The organism is Salmonella sp. SAL04162, assembly GCF_046551535.1.
GTDB classification, from domain to species: domain Bacteria; phylum Pseudomonadota; class Gammaproteobacteria; order Enterobacterales; family Enterobacteriaceae; genus Salmonella; species Salmonella enterica.
The window spans coordinates 114,350-129,366 of record NZ_JBGDVX010000012.1; the positions used below are offsets into that span (position 1 = coordinate 114,350).

Genomic DNA, 15,017 nt, shown 5'->3' on the forward strand with positions numbered 1-15,017 from the left:
ACTTACATGACCATACAGCAATGGTTATTCTCATTTAAAGGGCGTATCGGACGCCGTGATTTCTGGATTTGGATCGGCCTCTGGTTTGCCGGGATGCTGGCGCTATTTTCGCTGGCGGGGAAAAATCTGCTTGATATCCAAACGGCGGCATTTTGCCTGGTGTGCCTGCTGTGGCCGACCGCCGCCGTCATGGTCAAACGTCTGCATGACCGGGGACGCTCCGGCGCGTGGGCGTTGCTAATGATTCTGGCGTGGATGTTGCTGGCCGGAAACTGGGTGATGCTGCCGGGGATGTGGCAGTGGGTCGTCGGGCGATTTATTCCGACGCTGATCCTGGTGATGATGCTTATCGATCTGGGCGCGTTTGTCGGTGTTCAGGGGGAAAATAAGTTTGGGAAAGCGACACAGGACGTGAAGTTTAAAGCAGAATCGTAAACGGGCGGTAAACCGTAATTTGCCCGGTGGCGCTGACGCTTACCGGGCCTACAGATTGGTGATGATTTGCAGGCCGGATAAGCCCTAGCCGCCATTCGGTAAAACATCACCAGTAATGTTCAGCCGTCATATGCCCCGGTCGGCGGCGCAGATGTTTAGTCATCTGTCGGGTCTCTTTCAGCAGTTGCTGCGTATCGCGCACCATCTGCGGGTTCCCGCACAGCATGACGTGGCTGGTCTCTTTATCCATCGGCAATCCTACGGCTTTTTCCAGCTCGCCGTTTTCAATGAGCGCTGGCACGCGTCCGGTGAGCGAGCCTGGCACGCTCTCCCGGCTGACCACCGTTTGGATGCGCAGCTTGCCTTCATAACGCTGTTGCAATTCCAGCATTAGCGGCAGATAGCTTAAATCGGCGGCGAAGCGTGCGGCGTGGACCAAGACCAGATTTTTAAAGCGCGCGACATCCTGGCCATATTGCAGAATAGACAAATACGGGCCAATAGCGGTTCCGGTCGCCAGCATCCATAGCGTCTCGCAGTCAGGCACTTCATCCAGTACAAAGAAACCCGACGCGTCGCTGACCACTTGCACCTCATCGCCAGGTTTTAGCGCCGCCAGCCGTGGGCTGAGCTTTCCTTGCGGAACCGTCACCAGATAAAACTCTAAATTCGGATTGTCAGGCGCATTCACATAGGAATACGCGCGCTGAACGCGCTCGCCATCGATCTCCAGTCCGAGTTTGGTAAATTGGCCTGCAGTAAAAGGATTAATGGGGGCGTGAACGGTCAGGCTGAACAGTGCGTCAGTCCAGTTTTGCACCTTAGTGACTTTACCTGTTACCCAATCGGCCATGGTTTTCTCCTGTTCTGAATCGCTAACCTTATCTTCGTTCGTCAGGAGAAAGATTTCCAGCCCCGCGAGGCTGGAAGGCTCTAACTAACAAATGCGCTAGAGGATATGCGCCTGCACATCCGGATCTTTACGATCAAGATAGTGGATCGACTGAATGCGGCGGATGGTGCGTGATTTGCCGCGGATCAGCAGCGTTTCCGTCGTGGCAATATGGCCTTTCCGGCTAATTCCTTCCAGCAGATCGCCTTTCGTGATGCCGGTCGCGGAGAAAATAACGTTATCGCTACGCGCCATGTCGCCCAGGCATAACGCCTTGCCCGCTTCAATGCCCATTGCTTTGCAGCGCGCCAGTTCCTGTTCGCCAATGCGGCGGTTTTCTTCGCTGTCGCCTTTCACGTCATGGCGCGCCAGCAGACGTCCCTGCATATCGCCGTCCAGCGCGCGGATCACCGCTGCGGATACCACGCCTTCTGGTGCGCCGCCAATCCCGTACAGCACGTCGACTTCGCTATCCGGCATACAGGTCAGAATTGAGGCCGCGACGTCGCCGTCAGGAATGGCAAACACGCGTACGCCCAGTTTGGCCATCTCTGCGATGACCTCGTCATGACGCGGTTTTGCCAGAATGGTCACGGTCAGATCGCCAAGCGGTTTACCCAGCGCATCCGCGATGTTGCGCAGGTTATCCGCCAGCGGCAGATTGAGATCAATTGCCCCTTTGGCGCCCGGACCGACAATCAGTTTTTCCATATACATATCGGGCGCATTCAGGAAACAGCCTTTATCGCCGACCGCCAGCACCGCCAGCGCGTTCGCCTGACCCATCGCCGTCATGCGCGTGCCCTCAATCGGATCGACGGCGATATCTACCGCATCGCCGTGGCCGGTACCGACTTTCTCGCCGATATAGAGCATCGGGGCCTCGTCGATTTCGCCTTCGCCAATCACGATGGTGCCGTCAATGTTGACCTGGTTGAGCATGATACGCATGGCGTTGACCGCCGCGCCGTCCGCGGTATTTTTATCGCCGCGTCCCAGCCATTTGTAGCCAGCCAGCGCCGCCGCTTCGGTCACACGGGAAAATTCGATGGCAAGTTCTCGTCTCATAACAAACTCGTAGCAAAAAGGAGTGGCGCGCAGTGTAGCACAGGGGAAGGAGGGAATAATTGATGTGTGTGCGGAGTTGCCCCCGCACAAAGATTTTGCCGGATGGCGACCTTACTTGTCGTGCTCTTCCCACGCCATTGCGCGTTTAACTGCTTTCTTCCAGCCGCTGTAACGGTAGTTACGCTCGGTGGTTTCAATGCCGGGGCGGAATTCTCGTTCAATGACGGCTTTTTCCTGCAACTCGTCCAGGTTCTGCCAGTAACCGACGGCCAGACCAGCCAGATAGGCGGCGCCCAGCGCGGTCACTTCGCGCACTTCCGGGCGTTCCACCCGCGTGCCGAGAATATCTGACTGGAACTGCATCAGGAAGTTGTTGGCCACTGCGCCGCCGTCCACACGCAAAGCGTGCAGGCGGATACCGGAGTCGGCCTGCATCGCTTCCAGTACGTCGCGGGTCTGGTAAGCGATGGATTCGAGCGTCGCGCGGATAATGTGATTAGAGTTCACGCCGCGGGTCAGGCCAAAAATGGCGCCGCGGGCATACGGGTCCCAGTACGGCGCGCCCAGACCGGTGAAGGCCGGAACCACGTAGACGCCGTTGGTATCTTTCACTTTCGTGGCGAAATATTCGGAGTCGAACGCGTCGCTGATGAGCTTCATTTCATCACGCAGCCATTGAATGGACGCTCCCGCCATAAACACCGCGCCTTCCAGCGCATAGTTGACTTCGCCGCTTGGGCCGCAGGCGATGGTGGTCAGCAGGCCGTTTTCCGATTTTACCGCTTTCTCGCCGGTGTTCATCAGCATAAAGCAGCCGGTGCCGTAGGTATTCTTTGCCATTCCTTCCTTTACGCACAGTTGGCCGAATAGCGCGGCCTGCTGATCCCCGGCAATCCCGGCGATAGGAATACGTGTACCGCCTTTACCGCCAATATTGGTCTGACCGTAGACTTCGGAGGACTTACGTACCTGGGGCAGCATCGCGCGTGGGATATCCAGCACGTCCAGCATCTTATCGTCCCAGTCCAAATCATGGATGTTGAACAGCATGGTTCGTGAGGCGTTGGTGTAATCCGTAACGTGGACGCGGCCCTGCGTCATCTTCCAGATAAGCCAGGTATCCACCGTACCGAACAGCAGCTCGCCACGCTTCGCGCGTTCGCGCGAACCTTCCACATGGTCAAGGATCCATTTCACTTTAGTGCCAGAGAAGTACGGGTCGACGACCAGACCGGTATTGTCGCGGATGTAATCTTCCATGCCGTCGCGTTTAAGCTGTTCGCAAATATCGGCGGTACGACGGCACTGCCAGACAATAGCGTTGTATATCGGTTTGCCGGTTTCACGTTCCCAGACGATCGCGGTTTCACGTTGGTTGGTGATACCGATAGCGGCAATCTGATCGGAACTGATATCGGCCTTGGCCAGCACTTCTACCAGCGTTGAGCTTTGGGACGCCCAAATTTCCATCGGGTCGTGTTCTACCCAGCCTGGCTTAGGATAAATTTGCTCAAATTCGCGCTGTGATACGCTGACGATATTCGCGTCATGATCCATAACGACCGCGCGGGAGCTGGTGGTGCCCTGGTCGAGCGCAACGATATATTTTTTTTCAGTCATAATTTTGTCCCGTAATCAGATTACAGCGAAGCATTTTGTTGTGTGGTCGCGGTGGAGTCCTTCTCTTCCACGACGCAGGTATCGCACGGCAAATGACGGCCAATAAATTTGCGATAAGCAAACGCGCCCAGAATGGCGCCGACGATGGGGCCAAACAGCGGCACCAGGAAGTAAGGAATGTCTCTACCGCCGGTAAACGCAATTTCACCCCAGCCGGCAAGCCCGGCGAACATTTTGGGGCCAAAGTCACGCGCCGGATTCATCGCAAACCCGGTCAACGGCCCCATAGAGGCACCGATAACGGCGATCAGTAAACCAATGAGCAGTGGCGCAAGCGGACCGCGAGGTACGCCGTTGCCGTCGTCGGTCAGCGCCAGAATCAGCCCCATCAGAATAGCGGTAATCACCATTTCAACCGCGAAGGCCTGCACAAAATTGATATGAGGATTCGGGTAAGTTGAGAAAATGCCTGCGAGATCGAGACTTTCAACGCTGCCACGGACGATATGGTGGGTTTGTTCGAAGTCCACAAAAAGATTGTAATAAAGCCCGTAAACTAACGCCGCTGCGCAAAAGGCGCCGGCAACTTGAGAAATAATAAAAGGAACAACTTTACGTTTGTCGAAACAGGCAAATAGCCAGAGTGCGATGGTCACTGCCGGGTTCAGGTGTGCGCCAGAAACACCTGCCGTCAGGTAGATAGCCATCGCTACTCCCAGACCCCAGATGACGCTGATTTCCCACTGTCCAAAAGTAGCTCCGGCAACTTTAAGCGCAGCGACACAACCCACACCGAAAAAAATCAACAACCCGGTACCGAGGAATTCAGCAATGCACTGGCCTTTTAAGGTTGATGTTTGACTCATAATCGGATCCTGAAGAGTATGTAATGATTATTGGTATGCGAGGAGGTCATGGACATCCACGATGCCCTGTAGGCACACTGTTAATTTATCGTTAACGAGCAAAAACGAGAAATATCGAAATCAAAATGTGTGTACTGCGTCAATAAAATGAGCGTTATCGCGCCATGAGGCGCATTTTGAGACAGCAGAAGAGAGTGAATTGAATCATTTCATTAACCAATATGTTAACACTTTTAAGTTATTGAATGAATGTTACCAGGAGATGGATGAAAATTGCTGCAAACCGCGATCTACGCGGTATGTCGCTGGACAGCGAGAGCGGGGCTTCATACAATCGACACTATATATTGTGCGCGTTTACGTGAAGCGTCGCCTTGCAATTCAGGAGAGGTAAGATCATGTCTTTAGAAGTGTTTGAGAAACTGGAAGCAAAAGTACAGCAGGCGATTGACACCATCACCCTGTTACAGATGGAAATTGAAGAGCTGAAAGAAAAGAACAATAGCCTGACGCAGGAAGTGCAGTCTGCACAGCATCAGCGTGAAGAACTCGAGCGTGAAAATAATTCTCTGAAGGAACAGCAGAGCGGCTGGCAGGAACGTTTGCAGGCGCTGCTTGGTCGTATGGAAGAAGTCTAATCCTCGTCATATTTCACGTTATGGCGGCGTTGGCTGCGTGCGTTCACCCCAGTCACATAGTGGCCTATGCTCCTGGGGATTCACTTACTTGCCGCCTTGCCCTGACGCGAAATCTATAGAGGATTTAGAATGCGGATACCGGTGGGCCGGATAAGGCGTAAGCTGCCATCCGGCAATCAGCGACAACGCATAAAAAAGGCGCCTTACGGCGCCTTTTTTGATCACTCGATATCAAGCGGGTCTTCGGAAAGGATAATCCCGGTGTTGTCGGCATAGAGATGATCGCCGGAGAAGAACGTCACGCCGCCGAAATTGACGCGCACATCGCTTTCCCCAATGCCTTCACCTGCGGCGCCAACCGGAATGGCGGCGATCGCCTGAATGCCGATATCCAGCTCTTCCAGATCGTCCACCTGACGCACCGCGCCATAGATAACCAGCCCTTCCCATTCATTTTGCGTAGCCAGACGCGCCAGCTCCGCATCGACTAATGCACGACGGACAGAACCGCCGCCATCGACCAGCAGAACCCGACCACGGCCATTTTGTTCGAGCAGATCGTACAGCAACCCGTTGTCCTCGAAACATTTTACCGTGATGATTTGTCCGCCAAACGACGACCGTCCTCCAAAATTGGAGAACAGCGGTTCCACGACGTTGACATCTTCCTGATAGATGTCACAAAGCTCGGAAGTATCGTATTTCATAGGCTTAACGTTCAGTTGCTGCGAGAATTTTTAGTATATCGCGCTAAGTATACTGTTGGCAAAATCATCAATTGTTAATTGATATTTGTCAGTTAAACGGCCCACTGACTTAAGAGTATCCCAATCACAAATAACAGGTTGGTTAACAACGCGCCTTTAACGGTACGTTCAAGCATTGGGCGCATTGCTGCAGGCTCCCTTTCGCGCATTACGTAGCGCGCTTGTTTAATGAGCAATGGCGCGGCCAGAATAAACAACCATCCCCACGGACTGTGTAGCGAGAGCAGATTAAACAGCGCCAGACAGAGCAGCGCGCCTAGCAACAGGCAGGCGTGATAACGACGCGCGTTGACATCGCCGAGTCGTACCACAAGGGTGTTTTTGCCGTTCTCTCTGTCGCTATTAATATCGCGCAGGTTATTAATATTCAGCACCGCCGTCGCCAGTAAACCGCAGGCGGTGGCCGGGAGAATTAGCGCCGGAATCAACGTATGCGCCTGGAGATACCAGCTCCCCATGACACTTAGCCAGCCAAAGAATACCAGGACAGAGATATCACCCAGCCCGATATAACCGTAGGGCCGAGTACCCACGGTGTAGGTGATGGCGGCGATAATCGACAGCCCGCCTAAAATCAGGAAGCCGACAAAATCGGTTAACGTATGGCACGCGACCGCCACCAGCGCCAGTCCGGAGATACAGATCAGCACGACGGTAATGATTAACGCCCGCTTCATCTCCTGCCGGGTGATGACGCCTTTTTGCATCCCCCGCAGCGGCCCGATGCGATCCGGTTTATCACTGCCTTTGACAGCGTCGCCGTAATCGTTGGCGAGGTTGGATAAAATTTGCAGCAGCCCGGCGGTGATAAGGGCCAGCAGTGCGACCAGAGGATCGAAATAGCCTTGCCACCATGCCAGGGCCGTACCGACGATAATCGCCGCGAAGGCGAGGGGTAAGGTTTTGGGTCGTAAGCTTTCCAGCCAGGCCTGGGTGCGGCTAATTTGTTGTTGTTCAGTCATATTTAGCGCCAATAAAAATGGGGCTTTTCAGCCCCATCAACAGTGATGAAAATGCATTGGACGCGATTATAAGATAAAACGGCTTAGATCTTCATCTGCGACCAGCGCATCCAGATGTTTGCTCACATATTCCGCATCAATTGTGATGTTTTGGCCGTGCAGATCGCTGGCGTTATAGGAAATCTCTTCCATCAGACGCTCCAGTACGGTATGCAGACGGCGCGCGCCGATGTTTTCGGTGGTTTCGTTAACCTGCCAGGCGGCTTCGGCAATACGTTTAATACCGGAATCGGTGAACTCGATATTGACGCCTTCAGTTGCCATCAGCGCTTTATACTGCACGGTGACGGAGGCGTTTGGCTCGGTCAAAATGCGTTCGAAATCGCTGGTGGTCAGCGCCTGAAGTTCAACGCGAATCGGCAGACGGCCCTGCAGTTCCGGGATCAGATCAGACGGCTTCGCCACCTGGAACGCGCCAGAGGCGATAAACAGAATATGATCCGTTTTGACCATCCCGTGTTTGGTCGAAACCGTGCAGCCTTCTACCAGCGGCAGTAAGTCGCGCTGTACGCCTTCGCGTGAAACATCCGGGCCGGAGGTTTCGCCACGCTTACAAATTTTGTCAATTTCATCGATAAACACGATGCCGTGCTGTTCAACCGCGTCGATAGCGTCCTGTTTCAGCTCTTCCGGGTTGACCAGCTTAGCAGCTTCTTCTTCAACCAACAGTTTCATCGCGTCTTTAATTTTCAGCTTACGCGGTTTCTGTTTCTGACCGCCCAGGTTCTGGAACATAGACTGCAACTGGCTAGTCATTTCTTCCATGCCCGGAGGCGCCATAATCTCTACGCCCATCGGCGCGGCGGCGAGGTTAATCTCGATCTCTTTATCGTCGAGCTGGCCTTCGCGCAGTTTTTTGCGGAACGTTTGACGGGCGGCAGAAGGCTCCTGCTGCTGTTCGGCCTGGCCCCAGTTATTTTTTGCGGGTGGGATCAGTACGTCGAGAATACGTTCTTCCGCCAACTCTTCCGCACGGTAGCGGTTTTTCTCGATAGCCTGTACGCGAACCATTTTCACAGCGGCATCGGTCAGATCGCGGATGATAGAGTCCACTTCTTTCCCGACGTAGCCCACTTCGGTGAATTTGGTGGCTTCGACTTTAATGAACGGCGCGTTGGCGAGTTTCGCCAGACGACGGGCGATTTCGGTTTTACCGACGCCGGTTGGGCCAATCATCAGAATATTTTTCGGCGTTACTTCGTGGCGCAGCTCTTCATCAAGCTGCATACGACGCCAGCGGTTACGCAATGCAATCGCCACGGAACGCTTTGCGTTATCCTGGCCGATAATGTGTTTGTTCAGTTCGCTGACAATTTCGCGTGGGGTCATTTCAGACATGAGAGGTCCTTACGCTTTGGCGGTCAATTCTTCAATGGTGTGGAAATGGTTGGTGTAAATGCAGATATCGCCTGCAATATCCAACGCCTTTTCAGCAATTTCGCGCGCGCCGAGCTCGGTATTTTCTAACAGAGCGCGAGCGGCAGCCTGGGCATAAGGACCGCCGGAGCCGATAGCAATTAAATCGTTTTCAGGTTGCACGACATCGCCGTTACCCGTGATGATGAGCGAGGCGGTTTCATCCGCGACGGCCAGCAACGCTTCCAGTTTGCGTAGCATACGGTCGGTACGCCAGTCTTTCGCCAGTTCAACGGCGGCTTTGACCAGGTGCCCCTGATGCATTTCCAGTTTACGTTCAAACAGCTCGAACAGCGTGAATGCATCCGCAGTACCGCCCGCAAAGCCCGCAATGACCTTGTCGTTGTAGAGGCGGCGGACTTTCTTCACGTTGCCTTTCATTACTGTGTTACCCAGTGTGGCCTGACCATCACCGGCGATTACCACGTGGCCGTTACGGCGTACGCTTACTATTGTTGTCACGAGCAGACCCCTTGGTTACTAATGCTGAATTGCGGCCCCGTACGGCGTACGGGGCATAATGCAAGTATAGATGGGGGAGATTTTGAGGGTTTCAACCCCCGGTGGCGAGTCGAATGCAGTTTGTATGGCCCGCCATCTTCAGACGGTTAATGGTGCTGTCGGCATTTTCTTTACCTTTCACCGGCCCGATAACCACGCGATTCCAGCCGTTATTGGTGGTAATTTTGGAGTCAAAGCCTTCAAACGCCAGCTGAGCGCGGACGCTTTCTGCCTGCTCAGCGCCTTTGAATGAGCCGCATTGCACCATCCAGCGACGTTCATCTTTTTTCTCTGCTGTCGCCTTCGGCGCTTCAGGCGCGCGTGTAATTGGCGCGGCTTTCGGCGCTGCCGCGCTGGTATGCGCCGGCGTTTGCAGCAAATCCTGATAAGGTTGCTGCGAAGCCGTCTGCTTCGGCGGCTGACTTTGGCGCGCAGGTTGCGCCGGGGCGGACTGTACCGTGCGCGTTTGCGGCTGCTCGTTTACCCGCGGCTGCGTGCGTGGTTGCTGAACAGGCTGCGTTTGAGCCCACTGCTGCTGCTGCTGCTGCTGCTGCTGCGCCTGACGCTGGCGCTGTAGCGTTTGTTGGCGTTGTTCTGGCGTCTGCTCGTTCCACGGCACTTCGTTAAGTTGCGTCGGCTGCTGACGCATATCCGCCTGCATCTGCTCCAGGAGTTGACGCTGCTCGCTGGTGAGCTGATTCGGATTCATGACTTCGCCGCCGGCGGACGGTTCCGTTGGCGTACGCACGCCCGGCTGGCGACTTTCCAGCTCTTTGATGTAACGCCAGCGCTCTTCCGGTTTTGGCGGAAGCCCATTGCCGGTGACTTTCTGGTTTTGTAGCGTTTCGGACTCTTCTTTCTTATGGTGAGTAATGAAGTACAGACCGCCGATAAAGGTCACAAGGACGGCTGCCGCAATCGCGACCATTGCCGGCGAGACGGCAGGCATGTTGCTTTGCTTCTTCCGTGAGTTCCGTGAGGTGCTCTTTTTGCGCCGCGAAGGAGCCGGTTGGCCGCGACGTACATAATCTCGTTGTGCCACTATCGTTTCGCTGTATTTATTCGTTCGTCAGCCCGTCATGTTACTGAAGCGGCGGGCCTTTGACCAGACAGGTGAGTCTTAAAGCTATTTACTTTAGGGTAAAGCGCGCGTAGAACCGCGAATAATCAGCTCGCAATCCATTAAACGCGAGCCGCTGCTCACATTTTGCCCCTGCATCTGATCGAGCAACAACAGCATCGCCTCGCGACCAATGTCAAAACGCGGCTGCGCCACGGTTGTCAACGGAGGGTCGCAAAACTCGGCCAGCGCGATATTGTCAAAGCCGATAATCGACAGATCGTCAGGCACTTTCAGACCCTGGCGCTTGGCCCAGGAGAGGGCGCCCAGCGCCATTACGTCGCTATGACAAAAGACGGCGGTAGGCGGCAACGGTTGCTCAAGCAACTGCTTTAATGCGTTTGCCCCGGCTTCAAAGGTAAAGTCGCCACGGGCGATGTAATGCGGATCGACCACAATGCCACTGCGTCTTAATGCCTGTACGTAACCTTGTAAGCGATAGTGACAGAGCGGCATATCTTCCGGCCCCGCAATACAACCAATCCGCTTGTGGCCCAAATCCAACAGGTAGTTCATGGCATTGAACGCGGCGGTCAGGTTATCAATATGTACCGTCGGCAGTTCAAGCTCCGGCGCGAACTCATTCGACATCACCATCGGGGGCAAATTGCGCTGCTCCTCAACGCTGGCGTCAAAGGGCAGTCGGGAACTGAGAAGTACCATGCCGTCGATCTGTTTGGTGATGATGAGATTAAGAAAGGTTTTTTCTTTCTGGTTTTGATGGGCGCAATCGCCAATCAGCACCAGATACCCCTGTTCTGCCGCGGTCACTTCGATACCGCGGATAATTTCACTGAAGAAGGGATCGCAAATATCCGGGACAATCACCAAAATCGTACGGGATTCATTGCGTTTTACATTTCGCCCCATCGACTGCGGGAAATAACCCACTTCAAGCGCGGCCTGTTCAACCCGGCTACGGGTCGACTGGGAGACTTTATCGGGGTTCATTAACGCGCGGGATACGGTTGCCGTAGAGACTTTCGCCTTCAACGCAACATCCTTCATCGTAGCGGCAGTAACCTGCTTGTTCGATTTCACTCTTTCTCCTCGCCTGGGAACTGCTGGCGCAGATCTATCCCTGGTAACACTCATCGAAAACATTTTTATCAGATAGTGCGTGGAAGCGGTTACAGAATTTTCATAAAAAGTGTGATGGATCTTTAATTTTACGATCCGCCTCGCATCGTGAGGACTATCCTTCAATCGGATCGACGTCCAGAACCCATTTAACTTTCCGCGCTTCAGGGAGCGTATTGATCAACGCCAGCGTGCCGCTGATGATGTGTTGCAGGCGAATCCGTGAAGGATGCTGAAGTAAAATTTGCCAGCGATAGCGGCCGCCGCGTTTTGGCGCGAGGGCCGGAACCGGACCTAAGATCCACAGCTTATCGTCTGATAGCGGGCTGGCCTGAATCAGATTACGCAACTGCTGGAGAAAGACGGGCGCCTGCTGATTGTTGTGATCCTCTGCGCGAATAATGACGTGGCTGGTCCACGGCGGAAGCTGGAGCGTTTGCCGTTCCGCCAGCGCCTGCTCCGCAAACGCATCATAGCCTTTATACAGTAACGTTTGCAGCAGGGGATGCTCAGGATGGTGCGTTTGGAGCACCACTTCGCCCTGTTTACCCGCGCGCCCGGCGCGGCCGGAAACCTGAGTGTAGAGCTGGGCGAAGCGTTCCGCCGAACGAAAATCTGCGGAAAAAAGCGCGCCATCGACGTCCAGCAACGCCACCAGCGTGACGTCCGGAAAGTGATGGCCTTTCGCCAGCATTTGTGTGCCTATCAGAATGCGCGCTCCGCCGCGGTGAACTTCCGCCAGATGCTGCTCCAGCGCGCCTTTACGACTGGTGGTATCACGGTCGATTCGTGAGATCGGCACGCCGGGGAAGAAGGGCGCCAGCACCTGCTCCAGTTGTTCCGTCCCTAACCCAACCGGTAGCATATGTGTGGAGCCGCAGGAGGGGCACTGACGCGGTACCGGACGCTGGCTGTCGCAGTGATGACAGCGTAAATGATGCTGCGCCTGGTGCAGCGTGTAGTAGTGATCGCAACGCGGGCACTCCGCAATCCAGCCGCAGTCGTGGCAAAGCAGCGCGGGCGCGAATCCCCGGCGGTTAAGAAATAAAATTACCTGATTGTCGGCCTGGAGATGTTGGCGCATACGGGCGATAAGGGCGGGCGCCAGTCCCGCCTGAAGACGCTGGCCTTTTAAATCCAGTACATGCTGCAGGGCTGGGCGGGCGTTGCCTGCGCGCCGCGTCAGACGCAGCATCCGGTATTTTTTCTGCCGCACGTTGCATAGCGTTTCCAGGGCTGGGGTGGCGGAGCCGAGAATAATCGGGATCTGTTCGCTATGGGCGCGATACACAGCCAAATCGCGGGCATGGTAGCGCCACCCTTCCTGCTGTTTATAAGAGCTGTCGTGCTCTTCGTCGATGACAATCACGCCAAGATTTTTAAACGGCGTAAACAGCGAGGAGCGCGTGCCGATGACAATCGCCGCTTCGCCGTTTTTCGCTTTCAGCCATGCCGAAAGACGCTCGCTGTCGTTTAGCCCGGAATGCAGCACTTCCACCGGCGCGTTAAAACGTTCGCGAAAACGGGCGATCGTTTGCGGCGTCAGGCCGATTTCCGGCACCATCACCAGCGCCTGTTTGCCCTGGGCGAGGACGTTTTCCAGCACGCTCAGATACACTTCGGTCTTGCCGGAACCGGTTACGCCTGCCAGCAACCAGGCGGAGAAACCGTCCGACGCGCTGTGAATCGCGCCGACTGCTGTCGCCTGTTCGGTATTCAGCCGCAGGCGCTCTCCTGCGACGGCATAACGCTCCCGCCAGTCGGTAAACGCGGGCGTTTCACTGGCAAGCTCACAAAGCCCCTTACGCCGCAGCGTTTGCAGCGTGGCGTCAGTAAAATCAAGCTCGGCTACCTGATAGCGCCAGATCTTTCCTTGCCGTAGCGCCGCCAGCGCCTGTTGTTGTTTGGCGGAGCGTTTCAGGCTGTTGATGTCGGCGGCTTGCCCCTCTTCGGTGGCGAACCAATACCATAGGGGCGCGTTGCTGGCTGGTTTTCCCTGACGCAGTAAAACCGGCAGAGCGTGAAACAGAACGTCGCCGAGGGGATGGTGGTAGTAATCCGCCGCCCAGAGGAGTAAGCGCCAGATGGAGGGAGAAAAGATGGGCTCGTTATCCAGGATTTCAATGACCGATTTTAATTCATCGAGCGGCAATTCGCTGTGGTCGCTAACCGAGACGACAATGCCCACGCGCTCTTGCTGCTTGCCGAACGGCACGCGCACGCGGCACCCGGCTTTGGCGACCTCGCCTTCCGGCAGCAGGTAATCAAAGGTTCGGGGAAGCGGAACGGGCAAGGCAACGTGCGCGACGGACATAGCATCTTCCTGACTTGAAATTTCGTCGGGTAGTATACACATTACGATAAGGGAGCGCGGATCAGTTTGCATACGGTGGTCAAATTCTGTATGATTCGCCGCCTTTGGTGCGTGTTGTGAGCATCAAACCCTTTACTATTAACTTCGCGTGGTGTCTGGCGTTAGGGCTGGAAGAGCGACGCGGCCTTACACTGAGGTTCCCCATGAAAAAAGGTATTCACCCGAATTACGTAGAAATTACTGCAACCTGTTCTTGCGGTAATGTTATCAAAACCCACTCTACCGTGGGTCACGACCTGAACCTGGACGTGTGCGGCAAATGCCACCCGTTCTTCACTGGTAAGCAGCGTGTTGTTGATACCGGTGGTCGTGTTGAGCGCTTCAACAAGCGCTTCAGCATCCCTGGCAGCAAATAAGTTACCGCCAGAAAAAAAGCGCCGCAGGGCGCTTTTTTTGTTTTCTAGGGATAACAGTATTTGTTCAGACACATTCTGTGATCCGCAATCGCTTTCATTACGCTTCCTGCCGTGAGTTTTAACGAAGGATTTATAGTCAGTCCCGCGCTTTCCAGCCCCTTCGCTGTCCATTTATTGCAGGTATTGAGTATGCCGTAGCGGCCATTCGCGGCGTAAAACTGGCTATCGCCGTAAATTCCTTGTTTTAACGGAATCAGATTACCCTCTGCGTCACGCGCAAAGCTGCGGCCCAGATAACGCATCAGACTGTTACGCTGGTTTGTGTGCAGGAGCAGTGATTTTATCTCGCTACCGGCGAAATAGCGTTCTGGTTTACCGGAAAAGGCGACGATGTGCATAACCGCGCCGGATGACCAGAACATGGCCTGGAGCGTAAGCGCGGTGGTTATTTCTTGTGACTGATAAAAGCCCTTATCTCCCCAGCCGATTTCATACCACTGCGTCTCCTGAGCGAACCGTTTTTTAAGCTGTGGCAGAACGGTATTAACATCATGGGCCGGCGCAATAATTCCCGTGTGCCAGCCATGACTGACGATATAGATTTCCGTCGGGGAGGGATGTCCGCCTGTCGTAGGTTTTACGGCTTGTGGAAAGGTTGTGCAGCCATATAGCAATAAACTTAACCAGGCGATAAAGAGATTTTTCATGACATATCACCAGTAAAGGCGCGGTATGTTGTGGCGTTTGTCTAATGACGCAGCGCTTATCGGGTCGGTACCGGATTGGTAATCCATTGATATTTTTACATTCCTCTTCGAGGGCAATAAGGTGGATGTCGTAACTACAATACGTTTTAACCATT

General features: G+C 54.5%; 15 protein-coding genes. 3 read left to right on the forward strand and 12 right to left on the reverse strand.

Annotated elements, in window-relative coordinates; translation table 11 throughout:
* Positions 1 to 6 precede the first annotated feature (6 nt).
* Complete coding sequence (locus ACLJRH_RS20780) at positions 7 to 435, forward strand: DUF805 domain-containing protein (protein WP_000155238.1); 429 nt, start codon at positions 7 to 9, stop codon at positions 433 to 435.
* A gap of 106 nt (positions 436 to 541) precedes the next feature.
* Here ACLJRH_RS20780 and fpr read toward each other — a convergent pair whose 3' ends face one another.
* The 4 genes from fpr to ACLJRH_RS20800 form a co-directional block, all read right to left on the reverse strand.
* A complete protein-coding gene (gene fpr, locus ACLJRH_RS20785) occupies positions 542 to 1,288 on the reverse strand; it encodes a ferredoxin--NADP(+) reductase (protein ID WP_000796303.1) in 747 nt (248 codons plus the stop codon).
* A 96-nt stretch (positions 1,289 to 1,384) separates the two neighbouring features.
* Positions 1,385 to 2,395, reverse strand: coding sequence for a class II fructose-bisphosphatase (gene glpX / locus ACLJRH_RS20790; protein ID WP_001250624.1), 1,011 nt, complete (start codon positions 2,393 to 2,395; stop codon positions 1,385 to 1,387).
* A 111-nt stretch (positions 2,396 to 2,506) separates the two neighbouring features.
* Positions 2,507 to 4,015, reverse strand: a complete 1,509-nt coding sequence (gene glpK / locus ACLJRH_RS20795; RefSeq protein WP_001523753.1) for a glycerol kinase GlpK — start codon at positions 4,013 to 4,015, stop codon at positions 2,507 to 2,509.
* A 20-nt stretch (positions 4,016 to 4,035) separates the two neighbouring features.
* Positions 4,036 to 4,881: an MIP/aquaporin family protein gene (locus ACLJRH_RS20800; protein ID WP_000084285.1), complete on the reverse strand. Its 846-nt coding sequence runs from the start codon at positions 4,879 to 4,881 to the stop codon at positions 4,036 to 4,038.
* A gap of 398 nt (positions 4,882 to 5,279) precedes the next feature.
* On the opposite strand from ACLJRH_RS20800, the gene zapB reads away from it, so the two are divergent.
* Positions 5,280 to 5,519 (forward strand): septal ring assembly protein ZapB, encoded by a 240-nt coding sequence (gene zapB, locus ACLJRH_RS20805; protein WP_000051370.1) that lies wholly within the window; start codon positions 5,280 to 5,282, stop codon positions 5,517 to 5,519.
* Between the two features lie 221 nt (positions 5,520 to 5,740).
* On the opposite strand, the gene rraA is transcribed toward zapB, so the two are convergent.
* The 7 genes from rraA to priA all read right to left on the reverse strand — a co-directional run bounded on the left by rraA (position 5,741) and on the right by priA (position 13,739).
* Positions 5,741 to 6,226 carry a ribonuclease E activity regulator RraA gene (gene rraA / locus ACLJRH_RS20810; protein WP_000872918.1) on the reverse strand — a complete coding sequence of 162 codons (486 nt, stop codon included), beginning with the start codon at positions 6,224 to 6,226 and terminating at the stop codon, positions 5,741 to 5,743.
* A gap of 92 nt (positions 6,227 to 6,318) precedes the next feature.
* Positions 6,319 to 7,248 carry a 1,4-dihydroxy-2-naphthoate polyprenyltransferase gene (gene menA / locus ACLJRH_RS20815; RefSeq protein WP_000139642.1) on the reverse strand — a complete coding sequence of 310 codons (930 nt, stop codon included), beginning with the start codon at positions 7,246 to 7,248 and terminating at the stop codon, positions 6,319 to 6,321.
* 66 nt (positions 7,249 to 7,314) lie between these two features.
* Positions 7,315 to 8,646 carry an HslU--HslV peptidase ATPase subunit gene (hslU, locus tag ACLJRH_RS20820; RefSeq protein ID WP_001293360.1) on the reverse strand — a complete coding sequence of 444 codons (1,332 nt, stop codon included), beginning with the start codon at positions 8,644 to 8,646 and terminating at the stop codon, positions 7,315 to 7,317.
* Between the two features lie 9 nt (positions 8,647 to 8,655).
* Positions 8,656 to 9,186, reverse strand: coding sequence for an ATP-dependent protease subunit HslV (hslV, locus tag ACLJRH_RS20825; RefSeq protein ID WP_000208240.1), 531 nt, complete (start codon positions 9,184 to 9,186; stop codon positions 8,656 to 8,658).
* Positions 9,187 to 9,277: 91 nt separating this feature from the next.
* Positions 9,278 to 10,267: a cell division protein FtsN gene (ftsN, locus tag ACLJRH_RS20830; protein WP_000068800.1), complete on the reverse strand. Its 990-nt coding sequence runs from the start codon at positions 10,265 to 10,267 to the stop codon at positions 9,278 to 9,280.
* Between the two features lie 93 nt (positions 10,268 to 10,360).
* Complete coding sequence (gene cytR, locus ACLJRH_RS20835) at positions 10,361 to 11,386, reverse strand: DNA-binding transcriptional regulator CytR (RefSeq protein ID WP_000841337.1); 1,026 nt, start codon at positions 11,384 to 11,386, stop codon at positions 10,361 to 10,363.
* Between the two features lie 154 nt (positions 11,387 to 11,540).
* Positions 11,541 to 13,739 (reverse strand): primosomal protein N', encoded by a 2,199-nt coding sequence (gene priA, locus ACLJRH_RS20840; RefSeq protein ID WP_001528891.1) that lies wholly within the window; start codon positions 13,737 to 13,739, stop codon positions 11,541 to 11,543.
* 203 nt (positions 13,740 to 13,942) lie between these two features.
* Here priA and rpmE point away from each other — a divergent pair, with 203 nt between their 5' ends.
* Entirely contained in the window at positions 13,943 to 14,155 is a 213-nt protein-coding gene (rpmE, locus tag ACLJRH_RS20845) for a 50S ribosomal protein L31 (protein WP_000715284.1), read from the forward strand.
* A 44-nt stretch (positions 14,156 to 14,199) separates the two neighbouring features.
* On the opposite strand, the gene ACLJRH_RS20850 is transcribed toward rpmE, so the two are convergent.
* Complete coding sequence (locus ACLJRH_RS20850; RefSeq protein ID WP_023137068.1) at positions 14,200 to 14,862, reverse strand: TIGR02117 family protein; 663 nt, start codon at positions 14,860 to 14,862, stop codon at positions 14,200 to 14,202.
* Positions 14,863 to 15,017: the final 155 nt, after the last annotated feature.